This window comes from Actinomyces naeslundii, assembly GCF_001956585.1.
Lineage (GTDB): Bacteria > Actinomycetota > Actinomycetes > Actinomycetales > Actinomycetaceae > Actinomyces > Actinomyces naeslundii.
Window position 1 is genome coordinate 109319 of the sequence record NZ_MSRR01000009.1, and the last position, 17779, is coordinate 127097.

The window sequence follows — 17779 nt, forward strand, 5'->3', positions numbered from 1 at the left end:
TCCGCCGGGGCTGTCTTCCGAGCCTGCGCCTCACCCGTGGGTACGAGCGGAGCCCCGGCGCCTCCTCCCGGAGGACCAGGGCTCCTCATTCTGACGACGGCTTCGAGCGGCCAGTCGGCTGCGGGTCAGACCCCGGCGAGCATGTGGCGTCCGGCAGCCTTGTTGTCAGCCAGGGCGGTCGGCGCCTGCACACGCACCGGCTGCGCGAGGGACCGAGCCGAGTGCCGAGGGCTGGGAGAGAGCGTCGCCGGCATCACGCGGCTGCGCTCGCCGCTGACGACGGCGGTGCGCAGGAGGGCCTCGAAGGGGCCGGGCTCGCCGAGTCGCTCAAGCCCCGCGCACACACCCACGGTCACCAGCCAGACCATCACCGCGACTGCGGCGGATGCCGCCGCCCCCAGCTCCAGGGGGTTCCCGGTCAGCCTCGGCATGACGGCGAACATGGTGCCGAACATGACCGTCTGAGAGAGGTAGGCGGTCATGGAGCGGCGCCCCACGGCGGCGAGCAGCCACTTGAGGCCGGTCAGGCGGCCGTCCGCCGTCGGTCCACCGGCGTAGAGGGCCAGCACGGCGAGCCAGCCGCAGCCTCCGGCCAGGCCGAGGACCATGATCAGCGTGGAGTCGATCTCCCAGGACTGGGCACTTGTGAGCGGGACGAGAATATCGTGGAGCGCTCCGAGCGCGCCCAGAGCCAGGCCGCCGAGCCCAACGGCCGCCAGCAGGCCGCGGTGGCGCTCGGGGTGGGCGATGAGGTCGGTGTCGGCCAGGCGGGCCCCAAGGAAGGCGGCCGGAAGAACCATCGTGGTGAAGGCCACCCCGACGGCGAGCGAGAACCACTCACCCACGTTGGTCACGAACCAGGGCAGCGTGGACAGCACCGACTCGGCCGAGTCGGTAGGTGCCGCAGCCGTCGGGGCGGTACTCGCCGCGGTGGAAGCGGCCGTTCCACCGTCGGGCCCCGAGAACATCGACAGGAGCACCGGCACGACCTGGAGCAGGAGGATGAGGGCGCACACCGCCAGCTGGCGCTTGTGGTGCTTGCGGGCGAACCAGCCGGCGAAGACGACGGCGACGATGCCGTAGGTGCCGATGATCTCTGAGGGGAAGAAGACACCGTGGACCAGCCCGAACAGGACCATCCACAGGCCCCGGCGCCGCACGAGGCGACGGGCACCGACAGTCGCCTGCTCGCAGGCCTGGCTGACCTCAGCAGCCGACGGCGCTCGGAGTCCGCCGGTCAGATCCTGGCAGTAGGCGCCGGCGTCCGATGCAATGCGCCGGTTGGCCATCGTGGCCAGCCCGAAGCCGAACAGCATCGCGAACAGCGGATAGGCGCGCTCGTGAATGAGCAGGGCGTTGATGAAGGCCCAGATCCTGTCGGCGGTCGACGGCGTGAATCGACCGGTGCCGTAGCTCCAGAAGCCCACATTGGCCAGGGCGATGAGCAGCAGCATGAAGCCGCGGGCGACGTCGGGGGCGGGGTACCGCAGGCCGCGGGAGCCGTTGAATGAAGTCGTCGTGTTCATGGCTCGACCGTATAAAGACCCGTCATCACGCGGCGTCCGCCTTAAGCGCCGAGTTCACCTCCACCGAAAGGTGGATCCTCCGCCCCTGCCATTCTTCCGGAGGACAGCCCGAGGAAGGTCTCTGTCCGGTTCAGGCACCTGAATCGGCAGCTGGCGGAGGTATCGGCCGCGGGCGCTCGCTGCGGGCCACGGCGGTGCGCAGCAGCGTCTCGAAGGGACCGGCGTGACCGCCGCGCTCGAGCACCGCGCACAGCACCACCGTCACCACCCAGACCGCCAGGGCGATAAGCGCGGCTGCGGCCTGCCCCACCCACAAGCGCTGCCCCACGGCCAGGGCGATAAGCGCACCCCCGGCCTGCCCCACCCACAAGCGCTGCCCCATGACCAGGACAGGAACAATGACGAAGATGGTCCCGAACAGGATCGTCTGACTCAAGTAGGCCGTCATCGACCTGCGCCCGACGGCGGAGGCCAGCCGACGCAGCCCCGTCAACCTGCCGTCCTCCCTGGGCCCACCGGCGTACAGGGCCAACAGCGCTAACCAGCCGCAGGCGCCGACGATGCCGAAGAGCTCCTTCACGGCGAAGTCCCACGGCCACTGCGAGACGGGTAACACGTTGGTCAAAGCGCTATGGAGCGCCGCGAGGGCTCCCAAGGCCAGGCCGCCGATCCCTGTCGAGATGAGCAGGCGGCGGTGCCGATCCGGCTGGGTGATGATGCCGGTATCGGCCAGACGTGCGCCGATCGCCGCGGCGGGGACGATCAGTGTGACGAGGATCTGCACGAACAGAAAGAAGAACCAGTTCGCGATGTTGACGACGAACCAGGGCAGCATCGTTACAGTCGGATTCTCCTGCTGACCTGACCACACGGCGGCGGTCTCAGGAGAGACGAAACTCATGACCAAGAAGAGCGAGAACGCGGTCAGCGCAATGATGGCGCCGACGACGTACAGGCGGACGTACCTCTTGTGGGCGAACCATCCGGCGAAGATGACAGCGGCCAGACCGTAGGCGCCGATAATGTCGCCGGAGAAGACGATGCCGTGGACGAACCCGAACAGGATCATCCACCAGCCGCGGCGCCGCACCAGGCGACGGGCATCGACGGTGGCCTGCTCACGCGCCCAGGACTCCTCCAGCGGCGTCGGCTCACGCCCCGCATCCACCCCGGGCAGGGACTGAAGATAGCTCTGTGTCCCGGAGGCGATACGCCGATTGATCATCGTCATCAGCCCGAAGCCGAAGAGCATCGCGAACAACGGGTAGGCCCGATGGTCGACGAGCAGCGTCCGGACGAACACCCACCAGGCATCGGCCGCCGGGACCGGGAAAGTACCGACGATCACGTTAGCCGGCACTTTGTTCCATGTCGGGACGTTGGCCACTGCCACGAACAGGAGCATGAAGCCGCGAGCCACGTCGGGGGCCGGGTAGCGCACGCCCCGACCGGTGAAGGAGGTCGCCATCTGCATGTGGCGCATCTTATATTTGGTGCGGTTCGCGCTCTATCCCCTGGAGAATGGTCCCCGCGCGTCCATCCCTGCTCGCACAAAGAAGGACGCTGCTTTGAGCAGCGCCCCTGATGGCGTCGATCGCGATGACATGCGCCCTGCAAGCGGCCGCATGAGCTGAGGTGTCAGTGCCGGGGGAACCGCATGGACCGCAAGGGGACGAGCGCGGTACTCGCCGTGCTCGCGGCCCGCCCACCACCCGGCTCGGGGCGGCGCTCGGCGGGCCCTCTACCCCGTCGACCGGGCGCGACGACCTGGACCTCGCCGTCTGCGGCGGCGGCGAAGATCCGTTGGACAACGGCCTCCCGGCTGCGCATGCGGGTGTTGTCCGCCTCCAGCTCCTCGACGCGGGCCTCCAGGTCGAGGATGCGACGGATGCCCTCGAGGTTGATGCCCTCCTGGGACAGGGACTGGATGCGGCGCAGACGCTCGACGTCGCGGTGGGAGTAGCGCCGGCCCCGCCCGCGGGTCCGGGCGGGGCTGACCAGTCCGAGCCGGTCGTACTGGCGCAGGGTCTGGGGGTGCATCCCGGCGAGCTCGGCCGCCACGGAGACCACGTAGACCGCTCGCTCGGCCGCGTCCTCCGCGAGGTGGCCCAGCCCCTGCCCGGCCCGACGCCGGCTCACGTTCCGGCCTCCTCCATGAGGCTCGCCCGCGGGTCGGTGTCGCCCATGGCCTCATCAAAGGCCTCCAGGGCCTGCTTGGCGGCTTTGGAGAGCTTCTTGGGGACGGCCACCTGAATGGTCACCAGCAGGTCGCCGGTCTTCTTCCGGGTGGTGGCCCCCTTGCCGCGCAGGCGCATGACGGTGCCTGAGGACGTTCCGGGCTTGATCTTGATCTTGGAGGTACCGCCATCGAGCAGCGGGACCTCGACCGTGGCCCCCAGGGCGGCCTCGCGCAGGGTGACCGGCAGATCCATGCGCAGGTTGGCGCCGTCGACCGGGTCGATGGAGTACACAGGGTGCTTGTTGACGCTGATGGACACGACCATGTCGCCGTTCTCGCCGCCGTTGAGGCCGGCTCGCCCCTTGCCGCGCAGGCGGATCTTCTGGCCGTCGCGCACACCCGCCGGGATGCGGACCTTCATGGTGCGCCCGTCCGCGGTGAGCTCCACGGTGGTGCCGGCGACGGCGTCGCGCAGGTCCAGCGCGGCCGAGGTCAGGACGTCGGAGCCCTTCTGCGGCTGGGGCTGGGAGCCGAAGCCTCCGAAGCCGAAGGGCCCGGGGCGGCCGCCGGAGCGGGTGGGGCTGGGGGTGCCGCCGAACATACGCAGCAGGTCGTCGAGGTCGGGCTCGCCGCCGGCTCCGCCGGTCTGAAAACGGACATTGCCGCCCTGACCGCCGAACATGGAGGAGAAGATGTCCTCGAATCCGGCGCCGGCACCGGCACCACCCGGCCCCCCGGCCTGGAAGCGCGCACCGCCTCCGGCCATGGAGCGGATCGCGTCGTACTGCTTGCGCTCGGCCTCGTCGGACAGAACCGCGTACGCCTCCCCGATCTCCTTGAACCGCTCGGCCGCCGCGGCGTCGTCGGGGTTGCGGTCGGGGTGGTACTTCTTCGCGAGCGTACGGTAGGCCTTCTTGATGGCGGCGGCGTCGGCGTCCTTACTCACGCCGAGGACCGCGTAGAAGTCCTTCGTCATCCAGTCCTGACTGGCCATGTTCGTGTCACCGCCTCCTTATCCGGGTGATCGTGGGTTTTCCTTACTGACAAAATCGATGAACGTCTTGGTGCACCTCCCGGCCGACGGCGGGCCCGAGTCGGCGTTCCCGGTGGGGTCGGGCCCGCCGTCGGACCGGGGTGAGTGGTGCGGTTGATATGGGGTGGATCCGCAGCGGATCCACGGTGGATACCGCTCAGGCCGGGTTGGCGACCTGGACACGGGCGGCGCGCACGACGCGCTCACCCAGGCGGTATCCGGGCTGGAGGACCGTGGCGATGGTGGGCTCGGTGACCTCGCTGGACTCGGTGGCCATGAGGGCCTCGTGCAGCGTGGGGTCGAAGACCTCGCCCACGGCGCCGAAGCGCTCCAGGGAGTACTTCTCGGCCAGGATCGACTCGAGCTTGCCGGCCGTGGTCTCGAAGGTGCCGGTCAGGTCGCCGTGCTGGCGGGCCAGCTCGATCTCGTCGAGGACCGGGATGAGGGCCTCGACGACGTCGGCGGCACCGGCCTGGCGGTGGGAGGCCGCGCCCTCGCGGGACCGACGCACGAACCCCTGGTACTCCTGCTGGAGGTTGTAGAGGTCCGCCCGGGCCCGGGCCAGGTCGTCGGCCGCCTGAGCGGCCTGGGCCTGAGCCTGGGCCAGGGGGTCGTCCCCCGCCTCCCCCTCGTCTGAGGAGGAGGCGTCGGACTGGCCGGCCGCGCCCTCGGGCGAGCCCTGGGCGAGTCCTTCACGGACGTCGTCGGGCACCTCCTCGAAGGCCGACTCGACGGCCGCCTGGAGCTCGGGGTCGATGCCCTCGTTCTCGGGGGTGGGGCCGGCCGGGGTCACTTGGAGTCCTCGTCGTCGACGATCTCGGCGTCCACGATGTCCTCGTCGTCGGAGGACGTGGTGCCGCCGGCGGAGGAGGCGGAGTCGGTCGCGCCCTGGGAGGCGGCGTCGGCCTGGTAGATGGCCTCACCAACCTTCTGGGCCACCGAGCTCAGCTTCTCCTGAGCGGTCTTGACCGGCTCGATGTCGTCGCCCTCGAGGGCCTTCTTGAGGTCGTTGACGGCCTCGGAGACCTCGGAGTGGACGTCCTCGGGCAGCTTGTCCTTGTTGTCCTTGAGGAGCTTCTCGATGGAGTAGGCCTGCTGCTCGGCCGAGTTGCGGGTCTCGGCGTCCTCGCGGCGCTTCTTGTCCTCCTCGGCGTGGGCCTCGGCCTCCTTGACCATGCGGTCGATGTCCTCCTTGGGCAGGGCGGAGCCGCCGGAGATGGTCATGGACTGCTCCTTGCCGGTGCCGCGGTCCTTGGCCGAGACGTGGACGATGCCGTTGGCGTCGATGTCGAAGGAGACCTCGATCTGGGGCACGCCGCGGGGGGCCGGGGCGATGCCGGTCAGCTCGAAGGTGCCCAGCGGCTTGTTGTCCCGGGCGAACTCACGCTCGCCCTGGTAGACCTGGATGAGCACGGAGGGCTGGTTGTCCTCGGCCGTGGAGAAGACCTCGGAGCGCTTGGTCGGGATGGCCGTGTTGCGCTCGATGAGCTTGGTCATGACCCCGCCCTTGGTCTCGATGCCCAGGGACAGCGGCGTGACGTCGATAAGCAGGACGTCGCTGCGGTCGCCCTGGATGACGCCGGCCTGGAGGGCCGCGCCGATGGCGACGACCTCATCGGGGTTGACGCCCTTGTTGGGCTCCTTGCCGGTCAGCTCGCGCACCACCTCGGTGACGGCGGGCATGCGGGTGGAACCACCCACGAGGACCACGTGGTCGATGTCGGAGACCTTGACCCCGGCGTCCTTGATGACGTTGTGGAAGGGGATCTTGGTGCGCTCGAGCAGGTCCGCGGTCATCTCCTGGAAGTTGGAGCGGGTGAGCTTCTCATCGAGGTGGATGGGGCCGGACTCGCTCATGGAGAGGTACTGCAGGTTGATGTTCGTGGAGGTCGCCGAGGACAGCTCCTTCTTGGCCTGCTCGGCGGCGTCCTTGAGGCGCTGCATGGCGATCTTGTCCTTGGACAGGTCCACGCCGTCCTTGCTCTTGACCTGCTTGACCAGCCAGTCGACGATGCGGGCGTCCCAGTCGTCGCCGCCCAGGCGGTTGTCGCCGTTGGTGGCGCGCACCTGGATGGTGGAGAAGTCGTCGTCGTCCTTGCCGACCTCGAGCAGGGAGACGTCGAAGGTACCGCCACCGAGGTCGAAGACGAGGATGAGCTCGTCCTCCTTGCCCTTGTCCAGGCCGTAGGCCAGGGCAGCGGCGGTGGGCTCGTTGACGATGCGGTCCACGGTCAGGCCCGCGATGGTGCCGGCCTCCTTGGTGGCCTGGCGCTCGGCGTCGTTGAAGTAGGCCGGGACGGTGATGACCGCGTTGGTGACGGGCTCACCCAGGTAGGACTCGGCATCGGTCTTGAGCTTGGCCAGGATACGGGCGCTGATCTCCTGGGCGGTGTACTTCTTGTCATCGATCTCGACGGACCAGTCGGTGCCCATGTGGCGCTTGACCGAGGAGATGGTGCGGTCGACGTTGGTGACCGCCTGACGCTTGGCGATCTCGCCGACGAGGATCTCGCCGGACTTGGAGAAGGCCACGACGGAGGGGGTGGTGCGGCCGCCCTCGGCGTTCGGGATGATGGTGGGCTCGCCACCCTCGAGGACGGCGATGGCGGAGTTGGTGGTACCCAGGTCGATACCGACAGCGCGTGCCATGTGATGTGCTCCTTGTGGTTGCTGGTTTGTGGTCAGTTGATGTCTGCAGTGAGGGCCGGGGTTCCGGCGCCTTCAGGTTGAGTCGTATGCACTCAGGATTGTGGTTGAGTCGAGCTCTGTCAACTCGATAGCACCCAACCTTGAGTCTGACTGGCTCAACCTTGGCGGGCCGCAGTCCATTCCCGGAGCTGACAGTGACCTGCGACACGGACCTGCGCCACGGACGCAGAGCGAGCCACCAGCCTCGCGAAGCGCCCTGGCCGTGGCAGGGCGGCGGACGGTTCCGGCTGCGTCAGAGCGGCGCGCCCCAGCCACATACCGGGAACTGCGATACCCGGCGAGGACTGCGATTTCCTGCAGATGACTGAGGTCCCACCCGCGAGTTCTGTGGGAGAACGCAGTCCTCGTCGCGAAAGTACGTTCTCGATCAGCCCACCCAGCCCCGCACACTGCCGAAAGTGTCACGATTGACGACTTTTCAGAGTCAACCAGCCTCGACCCGCCACACTCCCCTCCCCACAACCAGCCCTGACCAGCACCGACGCCCCCAAGTCACCTCTGCGAGGTTGCCGGCTGATGCCGCACCACCCGCGAATAGTCGCCAATCGTGACACCAGTCAGCAGAAGCGACAGGCCTGCGCTAACGTAGCGGCGTTCACCGGCCCGGTAACCTGGCACGCATGAGCGTCCCGCCACCGGCAGGCCTGCCCGATCCTGAGGACGTCTTCGATCATCTGCGTCGCGAGGACGGCGAGCACGTGGGCTATATCGAGATGAGTGCGGACGGCCGGTTCATCCCTTGCGACCGGCTGTGGGTCCAGCAAGGCGGCTGTGCTCAGCCTCCTGAGTACGCGCCGCCGGCCGGAGCCGTCACTGGCCCAGGCGCCGCCGGCGCTCGGTCTCCTCGGCGGCCAGGCGCTGTTTCTCGCCCCTCTCGCGAAGGCCGAAGACCGCCAGGATGTTGGCGATGGCACCGACGGCCACGATGACGACGCCGAAGGCCACCCCACTGGCCTCACCGGTCAGCCCCACCAGCGGACTGACGAGCCCGCCGACGACGAACTGGAGGAAGCCGAGCAGAGCGGAGCCGGTTCCCGCCCACCGGCCGGTGCGGTCGAGCGCGAGCGCGGGGGCGTTGCCCATCGCAAGCCCCAGGCAGGCCACATGCGCCAGGAACAGCGCGACAACCGCCACCAGCAGCGGCATCCGCTCCGGCCCGGTCACCGGCTCGCGCAGCCACATGAGGCAGACCCCGGCGAAGACCATGTCGACGACCAGCCCCGCGATGAGCCCGACCCTCACCTGCCGGGCCTGCGAGAAGCGGCGCACCAGGGAGGCCGCCACCGCGATCGTCACCGTCACCGTCGCCCCGCACAGCCCGAAGACCGCCGTATAGGCCACCGTCCCCATGCCCAGCACATTGCGCAGCACGAAGGGCGCCGCGGACAGGTAGGCCATGAGCAGCCCGAAGGACATGGCATTGATGAGCAGAAGGCGCACGAGAACATGGTCGCGGGCCAGCTCGCGGGTGCCCTCCAGAAGGATCCGCAGTCCGCCGTCGTGGCGCTGCTCGGCAGGCAGGGACTCGGGCACCCAGAGAACCACCATGACCACGAGCAGCCCGGTGAACGCGGCCACGACCCCCAGGATGCCACGCCACCCGATGGGCTCGACGAGCACGCCCCCGAGGATCGGCGCCACCACCGGGGCGATCCCCTGAATCGCCATGACGACGCTGAGGGCCCGGGCGGCGGTGATCCCGCGGGAACGGTCGGAGATGACCGCCCGACCCAGGACCATGCCGGCCGCTCCCCCAAACCCCTGGAAGAAGCGGGCGACCAGGAGAACGAACAGGCTCGGGGCCAGGGCGGCGCCGATGCTGGCGACCAAGGCGAGCACGCTGCCCCATAGCAGAAGGGGGCGCCGGCCGACGCGATCGGACAGGACCCCGATGCCCAGCTGGCCGAGCGCGATGCCCACGAGGAACGTGGTCATCGTCAGCTGAACGCTGGAGGCGGAGACACCCAGGTCATCGGCCATCTGGGCGAAGGCCGGCAGGTAGGCGTCGGTGGCCAGAGGCGCGACGGCCGCGAGCGCGGCCAGGGCGATGAGGAGTGTGGCGGGGAAGGCCGTCCTCAGCCCGTGGTCGGACGGGACGACCGGTGAAGCTGTCATGGCCTGAGAGTAGGGAGATTTCCGGCCGCCACGTCAGTACGCGGGCGCGTGATGCGGTGCACGCCCGGCGACGTCGGACACCAACCGGATGCCAGAGCGGCGAGCCGCCGGCTCAGGCCTCCTGATCAGTCTCGGGGGCGACCATGACGTGGTCGCCGTCGGGCACGATCCGCACCCGCAGCCCGTAGACCTCGGCGAGGGTATCGGGCTGGAGCACCTCGGCGGGCGGCCCCTCGGCGAGGACCGTCCCGCCCGCGAGGACGGCGAGGCGGTCGCAGAAGCGGGCGGCCAGGTTGAGGTCGTGCAGGGCGACGACGGCGAGGCGCCCGGTGTCCCGGTGGCAGATCCGGCGCACGTGGGAGAGCACCGAGACCTGGCGGCGCAGGTCGAGGGCGGAGGTGGGCTCGTCGAGCAGGATGAGTCCGGGCTCGCGCACGAGCGTCTGGGCCAGAGCCACGAGCTGGCGCTGCCCGCCGGAGAGCTGGCCCAGTGGCCGGTCGGCCAGCTCGGCCACACCGAGCTCGTCCAGAGCGCCCCAGGCCAGGTCGATGTCGGCGCGGCTCGTGTGCCAGGTCATCCCGCGCCGCGAGGCGGTGAGCACCGACTCCAGGGCGGTCAGGGCGGCGTCGCCAGGAAGGCCCTGCGGCATGTAGCCGATCATGCCGCGCAGGTCGCGGCCCCGGCGCCCCTCGAAGGTCACCTCCCCCAGGTAGCGGCGCAGCTGGGCCACGCAGGTGACCAGGGTGGACTTGCCGGCACCGTTGGGGCCGAGCAGGCCCACCATCTGTCCCGTCTCCCAGCTGGCGTCGACGCCCTTGAGGACCGCACGCCTGCCATAGGAGAAGGTGAGATTGTCCAGCGTCAGGCTCATGAACCGCTCCTGACCGCCGAGCGCTGGCGTCCGAAGATGATGGCGAGGAACACCGGAACGCCCACCAGCGCGGTGAGGATGCCGACGGGCACGGCAACCCCCGGCACGATGACCTGACTGGCGGCGTGGGCGCCGGTCAGCAGGGTGGCGCCGGCCAGGATCGAGGCGGGAACGAGGAAGCGCTGATCCTCCCCCACCAGGCCGCGGGCCATGTGCGGGCCCACGAGTCCCACGAATCCGATGATGCCGACGAAGGCCACGGACAGGGCGGCCAGCAGCGCCACCCCGACCAGGGACCAGGAGCGCACGCGTGCAACGTTGATGCCCATGGCGGCGGCACGAGCCTCCCCCAGGGTGATGGCGGTCAGGCGCCAGCCGTTGACCCAGAAGACGGGTGTGGCCACGGCCAGTGCCGCCGTCACGGTGATGACGGCCGGCCAGGTGGCGCGCATGAGGGAGCCCATCGACCAGAAGACGATCTGCTGGAGGCTCTCGGTGGAGGCCCGGTACTGCACGAGCGCCAGGAGCGCCTGGCAGCTGAAGACCAGGGCGATGCCCAGCAGGATCGTCATCTCCTTGGTCACCGCGGGCAGCCGGGAGACCATCGCGATAGCCAGGGAGGCGGCCAGCCCCGCCGACATGGCCGCGATCGGCAGGGTCGCCCCGGTGGCCACGGGCAGCACGAGCCCGGTGACGATCGCCAGCGCGGCCCCCAGTGCGGAGGCCGCGGAGATCCCCAGGGTGAAGGGCTCGGCCAGCGGGTTGTCGAGGATCGTCTGCATCTGAACGCCCGCCAGTGACAGCGCCCCGCCCACCAGCATCGCCAGGAGCGCCGGGGGTAGACGCAGGTTGACGACGATATTGGCGACCCAGGGGTCGTAGTCGGCGTAGAAGAGGGAGCCGAGCACCTGGCCGGGGCTGAATCCCAGCGGTCCCACCATGAGGGCGGCGAGGAAGACGGTCAGGAGCAGGGTCGTCAGTCCCGTCAGCAGCAGCACTCGCCGCAGGGTCCGACGCCGGTAGGAGGCGTAGGCCGACGACGCACTGTCGGCCCCGGCTGCGGCGTCGTCGGCAGAGGCCTTGGAACTCGCTCCCATCAGATGGAGGTGAAGAAGACGCCCTCGGCCTTCCAGGGCATGTACTGCTCGTGGAACTCCTTCCAGACCTTGCCGGGGTCGATGTCTGAGAAGGCCTCGGGGTTCTGCCACTTGGCGAAGGTGAGGTAGGCGATGAAGTTGTAGGGGGCGTCGTAGAACTGGTGGTAGATGCCGTAGACGTGCCGGTTGGTGAAGGCCTGGATCTGCTCGAAGCCGGGCTGGTCCTTCAGCTGCTCGAGGCTGGCCTTGGCGGAGGCCTCATCGGCCTTGTAGCCGAGGTGGACGTAGCTGGTCTGGGCGGTGTCCTTGATCTTCTGCTTCTGCCACTCGCCACCGGTGGCGATGATGTGCTGGGGGTTGGAGGCGATGACCTGCTCGGGGGTGAGGACGCCCTCCTCGCCGGACAGGAGGCTGTCGGCGATATTGGTGCCGCCGGTGGCGGTGACGATCGCGCCGAGGTTCGCGGTGGAGTAGGTGGAGCCGGGGTCGTTGACGCCCGGACCGCGCCACAGGAAGGTGGTGGGCTTGGAGTTCAGGGACTTCACCTTCTCGACGATGGGGTCGACCTGCTTCTTGTAGAAGGAGACGAAGGCCTCGGCCTCCTTGCGCTTGTCGAACAGGGCGCCCAGAAGGGTGACCGAGGGGACGGTGTTCTTCACCGGGTCACGGCGGAAGTCGGTGACGACGTAGGCGATCTTCTGGCCGTCGAGCTTGTCGAGGTAGCCCTTCTCCTTCGCGGAGTTGTAGACGTCCAGGGTCATGATGAAGACGTCGGGCTTGTACTTCACCAGGGTCTCGATGGGCAGGTTGTCCTTGGCGATGGAGCCGATGGTCGGAAGATCAGCGGCCTTCGGGGCGACGGAGAGGACCTTGTCGTAGAAGTCCGGGGCGGCCTTCTGCAGGTCCTCGCCCCAGGCGACCACCTTGTCGATGGGGTTGTCCTTGTTGAGGAAGACCAGGGAGTAGACGTGCCGAGACTCGCTCAGGACGATGTTCTTGGGCTGGGCATCGAAGGTGACCTTGCGGCCAACGATGTCGGTGACCTCGAAGCCTCCGTGAGAGGCGCCCGAGGAGGCGCCGGCGCTGGATCCCTTGCCGGCGCGGGAGGTGACTCCACAGCTGGCAAGGACGGCGGTGAGCGGGAGGGCCATGAGCAGGGTACGACGGCGCATAGGAGTCCTTCGGTGAGGCGAGGGCGAACACGAAGCACCTAGGACCTTAGGGCCGCCTAAGTTAATTTGCCAAGAGTTTTTCACAACTTTAGGTAAGGTCACACAAACCTAAGGACGCGGCTTGAGGGTTTCCACCTGGCGACAACACCTCGCACCATGCCGTCGAGGGTTCTATGCCGCGAGAGACCCGACGGCCCGGACCGCCAGGACGACAAGCAGCGCGGCGGCCGGCGGAAGGTACTTGCGCGGGTGGCGCATGACGTCGCGCTCAGACTTCCAGCTCGTCAGCGGCCGGTAGACCTCCAGGAGGACCGCCGTCGTCGCCCCAGCGAGCGAGGCCAGCACTCCAGCCGCAACGGTCTCAGCAATGCCGCCGCCCAGCCAGATGATCAGTGCCCCCACCAGACAGTTGGATGCCATGTACAACAGCGTGAGATCTCGGGCATAGGCGACGAGGATGCGCCGCGATCCGGGCGCGGCCAGCACCACGGTGCGGGTACTGAGGTAGCGGGAGAAGTAGGCGTTCAGTGGCGTGTTGACGACGACGAAGGCCATGGGCAGCGGGATCATCAGGCCTCGACCGGTCATGGTGTAGGTGAAGACCAGAGCGACCGCAAGCATCATCAGAGTATTGACCTGCGTGGTGCGCACGGTCGCCAGCTCGCCCAGGACCAGGCTGTGGCGGCCGCCTCCAACGGTACCCACCTGCCTGCGGCGCGCCCGCAGATCACGGGAATACGTCGTCACAGCCAGAGCGCAGGCCGCGAAGAGGAGGGCCGAGGCCGCGGGCGCGAGCCACCAGAGGAGCGTTCCGACGGCGAGGGCCCCACCTGCCACCCAGCGCAGGCCGGACCGCTCCCCCGCCCAGAGGGCCAGGCCCAGCGCCCCGGCCCCCAGCCCGACGACGATCATCTCCACCGCCGCCGCAGTAGTGCCAACGCCGGGACTCCGGCCACTTCCTCCGCCGCCGGTGAGCAAAACGAACAGGACGATGGGCACAACCGCCTCCAGGAGGACGACAGCGTCGGCCACGAGGTAGGTGGCCCGGGCGAGCTCGTCGCGTCGGAGCGGGAAGCGGGCCAGATCGTCCCAGCGCCCGGAGCCGATCCAGGCCGAGGCGATGGTGGCCGTCAGGCCGACGGCGGCCAGGACCAGTCCGGTGACCGCGACGCGCGGGTTGACGCGGAGGTCGGTCGACGCCCCGAACCAGGCCAGGGCGCACAGGATGACGGCACCCAGGGCGCTCTGGCGCCCCACGAACTGCCCCGTCACCGCTCTCAGGGCGACTCGGCTAACTGACCAGCGCCGCCACAGCATCGGAGTCCTCGGGGGTGGTGAAGGGACCGGTCATCCGGCCGGCGGAGAGCACGTAGAGGCGCCGGGTGCAGCGGGTGAAGGACTCGGCGATGTGGGAGCTGAGCAGGATCGAGCGGCCGGATGCGGCGGCGGCGTTGATGCTGCGGTACAGGAACTCGGTGGCGGTGAAGTCGAGGAAGTCGACGGGCTCATCCAGGAAGAGGAGCGGCGTATGCACGTAGAAGGCGGCGATGAGGTTGGCCTTCTTGCGTGAGCCGCTGGAGAGCCGGGAGAAGGATGTGGTCCGGTAGCGACCGTAGTCGAACCCCTCGATCAGCTCCTCGAGGCGGCCGCGGTCCGGGCGCAGGCGGTAGGCGCGCTCGAGGAAGCCGATGAAGGCCTCCAGGTTCCAGGTGGGGAAGGAGTCGTCATCGGCGAGGCTGAGATAGCGGGCGGCCTTGAAGCGCTCGTTGCCAGGGTGCACGTCCCCACCCCGGTAGCGCAGGGAACCAAGCCGCGTTCCGCGGTGGACGTCGCACAGGGAGGTGAGCATCGTGGTCTTGCCGGCGCCGTTGAGGCCGATGAGGCCCACGGCCTCGCCGGCCTCGAGGGCGAAGGAGACGTCGGTGAGGACCGGGCGGTCGCGCTCGTACCAGGCGGACAGTCCTTCGACCTCAAGGAGGTGGGTGGCGTCGTCGACGGCGCTCATGAGCTCGGAGAAGTCCGGTCGTCGCGGTCATCATCCTTGCCACCGACGAATGGACGAATCAGCTGGTACAGGAAGAGCGCTGACAGGAGACCGAAGATCACCACGCCCGTCGTGTCTCCCCGGCTGAAGGACATGAGTGCGGAGACGGCGCTGAGCACCATCACAACCAGCCGGAGGATCCAGAGAGCCCGCTCAGTCAGCATGGTCATCATCGTCGTCGCCGCGAGAGGCCAGGCGGATCAGCTGAAACAGAATGAGCACCGCAGCAGCGGCGAAGAGGATCGCCATCGCCATGTCGCCCCGTTGAACAGACAGGACCGTGACCACGATGTTGAGCACCACGATGAACAGTAGGAAAATACGTCGGTTCCGACCCGATAACACCGCTGCCTCCCCCCTTTGCAGACTCACGTCGCGGGCACCGACCGCTCGCGCCTCCCACCACTGTAGGTGCGGATGAGGCCGCCTCGGGGCAGTTCGCGGGCCATGTCGGGCAAGAATTCGACCTGTCGGAGTAATGACCATACTCCTGCGTCACTCCGCCCTGCACGCCTTCACAGGAGACCCACAAGGTCAACCTACGCCCGGCACACACGGCCTCGACACGGTTGAGTCATGCACAGCTCCAACGCTCTCAGCCCGACCGAGCCTCCCCAAACCGGCCAGTACCACGAGTCCGGTCGGCGCGGCCGCTCCTCGAAGTCCCGCAAGCACCCACGCCGTCGCTTCCTCCTGGGCGGTGCCACGGTCCTGGGCCTGGCCGCCACCGGCACCAGTGCCTGGGCGCTCAACCGCTTCGTCATCGACCACGTCGAGGTGGGCGACGTCGCCGCCCTGGAGGCCAAGGCGCAGAACGCCGCCGCCAACTCCTCGGCCACCCCGGCCACCAACGTGACGGTCGGCGAGAACTCCTACTCCTCCTCCAACACGAGCATCGAGATCCAGCAGGTCTCCACCGGCTCGGGCAGCGACACCATCACCTACTACGTGGCCGACGTCAAGCTCACCAACGCCACCGACCTGCGCAGCGCCTTCGCCAACAACTCCTACGGCACCAACATCACCGCCAAGCCCACCACGATGGCCTCCGAGCACGACGCCGTCCTGGCCATCAACGGCGACTACTACGGCTTCCGCAGCGACGGCATCCTCATCCGCAACGGCGTCATCTACCGCGACAGCGGCACGCGCGATGGCATGGCCTTCTACACCGACGGGCGCGTAGAGGTCTACGACGAGACCACCACCAAGGCCCAGACGCTTCTGGACGCGGGGGTGTGGAACACGCTGTCCTTCGGGCCGGCGCTGGTCAACAGCTCCAAGGTGCTCTCGGGCATCGACCAGGTCGAGGTGGACACGAATGTCGGCAACCACTCCATCCAGGGCCAGCAGCCGCGCACCGCCGTGGGGTGGGTGGAGAAGAACCACCTCAAGCTCGTCGTCGTCGACGGCCGCAGCGAGGGCTACTCGCGCGGCGTGACCATGACCGAGCTCGCCCAGATCATGGCCGACCTGGGGTGCGCCTGCGCCTACAACATCGACGGCGGCGGCTCGTCGGCCATGTACTTCAACGGCTCGATCATCAACCAGCCCTCCAACGGGGGCGAGCGCGACACCTCCGACATCCTCTACATCGCGAACGGATCCTGAGATGAACGGCACCGACACAGCCCTTCAGACCTCGCCGCGGGTGCTGCCGCGGGTCATTGCCCCGGCGAACCGGATCGCCACGAACCGCACGGCGGGCAACCGGACGGCGCCGCGGGCCGGTAACAGGCCCCGCCCCCGGACGGCGGTAACACTCGTGGTTCTCATCCCGGCCTACAAGCCCGACGAGCGCCTGGCCGTGCTCGTGGCCCGCCTGCGCGGGGCGCGCCGGGACTGCGCGGTGCTCGTCGTCGATGACGGCTCGGGGCCGCGGTACGCGCCCTTCTTCGCCGCCGCCCGCGCCCGCGGCGCCCAGGTGGTCAGCTACCCGGACAACCAGGGCAAGGGGCGGGCGCTGCGCACAGGGCTGGCCCATGCGGCCGCCACCTGGCCCGATGCGGACGTGGTGTGTGCCGACGCCGACGGACAGCACACGCCGTCGGACATTGAGGCCGTGGCCGCGCGGGTGCGCGAGACCGGGCGCATGACCCTGGGGGTGCGGCGGTTCACCGGGCCGGTACCGCTGCGCAGCCGGATCGGCAACGATGTGACCGCCCTGCTGTTCCGCAGCGCAACGGGCTGGAAACTGAGCGATACCCAGACCGGCCTGCGCGGCTACCCCGCCGGGCACCTGGCCTGGCTGCAGAACGTACCCGGCGACCGCTACGAGTACGAGCTCTCCGCCCTGCTGCGCGCCCACGACCTGGGGCTCGTGGTGGAGCAGGTGGAGATCGCCACGGTCTACGAGCCGGGCAACACCTCCTCGCACTTCCGGCCGTTGCAGGACTCGGCGCGGATCTACGCACCGCTGCTGCGGTTCATGGGGACATCGCTGGCAAGCTTCGGGATCGACTGGCTGGGCGTCATGATCATCTTCGCGATGAGCGGCAACCTGCTGGCGGCGGTGGTGGGGGCGCGGTTGATCTCCGGGACGGCGAACTTCTTCATGAACCGCCGCGTCTTCCGGGCTCGGCGCGGCACTGTGGTGCGCACGGCGGTGCGCTACGGGGTCCTAGCGGTGAGCCTGCTGGCGGCCAGCTACCTGTTGCTCAAGGCGCTCACCACGATCGGGATCCCGCTGGGGATCGCCAAGGTTCTCGGCGATGGAGCCATCTACGTGGCCAGCTATGTGGCACAGCGCCGGCTGGTCTTCACGGAGCGGGGGTGAGATCAGCCCGCCGGGGCCCGGCGGGAAGCTCCTCGGATAGCCGTGTCCTCAGAGGCGATGTGCCGGCGTCGTCCCCGAGGGCACGGCATCGCCGCCCTCTCGATCGCACCCCGCTGACGGTTTCCGCGCAGCACCGTCAACAAGCCGCACTTAAGCACAACGGCGACGGCTCTTGAGCAGATTTTGTCCGTATGGGACGACTTTGAATGCCCCAATCGCCGTAACGCAACTACCCAAAACGCCCTGACCTGCACAAA

At 68.7% G+C, this 17779-nt stretch carries 16 protein-coding genes; 2 read left to right on the plus strand and 14 right to left on the minus strand.

The genetic code is table 11. The annotated features are described in order from the left end of the window. Positions 1 to 125: 125 nt before the first annotated feature. The 14 genes from BKH33_RS05125 to BKH33_RS05195 form a co-directional block, all read right to left on the minus strand. On the minus strand, positions 126 to 1526 hold the full coding sequence (locus BKH33_RS05125) for a DUF418 domain-containing protein (RefSeq protein WP_003783399.1): 1401 nt from the start codon (positions 1524 to 1526) through the stop codon (positions 126 to 128). Between the two features lie 130 nt (positions 1527 to 1656). Next, on the minus strand, positions 1657 to 3000 hold the full coding sequence (locus BKH33_RS05130; RefSeq protein WP_003783397.1) for a DUF418 domain-containing protein: 1344 nt from the start codon (positions 2998 to 3000) through the stop codon (positions 1657 to 1659). A 164-nt stretch (positions 3001 to 3164) separates the two neighbouring features. Further along, on the minus strand, positions 3165 to 3665 hold the full coding sequence (locus tag BKH33_RS05135) for a heat shock protein transcriptional repressor HspR (RefSeq protein WP_076066841.1): 501 nt from the start codon (positions 3663 to 3665) through the stop codon (positions 3165 to 3167). Further along, positions 3662 to 4699 (minus strand): DnaJ C-terminal domain-containing protein, encoded by a 1038-nt coding sequence (locus tag BKH33_RS05140; RefSeq protein ID WP_003780139.1) that lies wholly within the window; start codon positions 4697 to 4699, stop codon positions 3662 to 3664. The genes BKH33_RS05135 and BKH33_RS05140 overlap by 4 nt, the downstream gene beginning before the upstream one ends. Before the next feature lie 196 nt (positions 4700 to 4895). Then, complete coding sequence (locus BKH33_RS05145; RefSeq protein ID WP_003780128.1) at positions 4896 to 5531, minus strand: nucleotide exchange factor GrpE; 636 nt, start codon at positions 5529 to 5531, stop codon at positions 4896 to 4898. Continuing rightward, entirely contained in the window at positions 5528 to 7387 is a 1860-nt protein-coding gene (gene dnaK, locus BKH33_RS05150) for a molecular chaperone DnaK (RefSeq protein WP_076142616.1), read from the minus strand. The genes BKH33_RS05145 and dnaK overlap by 4 nt, the downstream gene beginning before the upstream one ends. A gap of 870 nt (positions 7388 to 8257) precedes the next feature. Further along, entirely contained in the window at positions 8258 to 9562 is a 1305-nt protein-coding gene (locus BKH33_RS05160) for a multidrug effflux MFS transporter (protein ID WP_003780119.1), read from the minus strand. Between the two features lie 112 nt (positions 9563 to 9674). Then, the gene (locus BKH33_RS05165) at positions 9675 to 10433 is read right to left on the minus strand and encodes an ABC transporter ATP-binding protein (protein ID WP_003780156.1); all 759 of its coding nucleotides are present in this window, start codon (positions 10431 to 10433) and stop codon (positions 9675 to 9677) included. Then, positions 10430 to 11530 (minus strand): FecCD family ABC transporter permease, encoded by a 1101-nt coding sequence (locus BKH33_RS05170; protein ID WP_198482857.1) that lies wholly within the window; start codon positions 11528 to 11530, stop codon positions 10430 to 10432. The genes BKH33_RS05165 and BKH33_RS05170 overlap by 4 nt, the downstream gene beginning before the upstream one ends. Next, positions 11530 to 12702, minus strand: coding sequence for an ABC transporter substrate-binding protein (locus tag BKH33_RS05175; RefSeq protein WP_003780135.1), 1173 nt, complete (start codon positions 12700 to 12702; stop codon positions 11530 to 11532). Before BKH33_RS05175 ends, BKH33_RS05170 begins: the two co-directional genes overlap by 1 nt. 171 nt (positions 12703 to 12873) lie before the next feature. Further along, a complete protein-coding gene (locus BKH33_RS05180) occupies positions 12874 to 13974 on the minus strand; it encodes a hypothetical protein (RefSeq protein WP_003780129.1) in 1101 nt (366 codons plus the stop codon). A gap of 19 nt (positions 13975 to 13993) precedes the next feature. Beyond that, the gene (locus BKH33_RS05185) at positions 13994 to 14707 is read right to left on the minus strand and encodes an ATP-binding cassette domain-containing protein (protein WP_003780127.1); all 714 of its coding nucleotides are present in this window, start codon (positions 14705 to 14707) and stop codon (positions 13994 to 13996) included. Continuing rightward, positions 14704 to 14910, minus strand: coding sequence for a hypothetical protein (locus BKH33_RS05190; protein ID WP_043538572.1), 207 nt, complete (start codon positions 14908 to 14910; stop codon positions 14704 to 14706). Before BKH33_RS05190 ends, BKH33_RS05185 begins: the two co-directional genes overlap by 4 nt. Then, a complete protein-coding gene (locus BKH33_RS05195; protein WP_232621420.1) occupies positions 14900 to 15049 on the minus strand; it encodes a hypothetical protein in 150 nt (49 codons plus the stop codon). Before BKH33_RS05195 ends, BKH33_RS05190 begins: the two co-directional genes overlap by 11 nt. A gap of 273 nt (positions 15050 to 15322) precedes the next feature. Here BKH33_RS05195 and BKH33_RS05200 point away from each other — a divergent pair, with 273 nt between their 5' ends. Further along, positions 15323 to 16357: a phosphodiester glycosidase family protein gene (locus BKH33_RS05200; protein WP_003780151.1), complete on the plus strand. Its 1035-nt coding sequence runs from the start codon at positions 15323 to 15325 to the stop codon at positions 16355 to 16357. 1 nt (position 16358) lies between these two features. Beyond that, positions 16359 to 17522, plus strand: a complete 1164-nt coding sequence (locus tag BKH33_RS05205) for a bifunctional glycosyltransferase family 2/GtrA family protein (RefSeq protein ID WP_003780136.1) — start codon at positions 16359 to 16361, stop codon at positions 17520 to 17522. Positions 17523 to 17779: the final 257 nt, after the last annotated feature.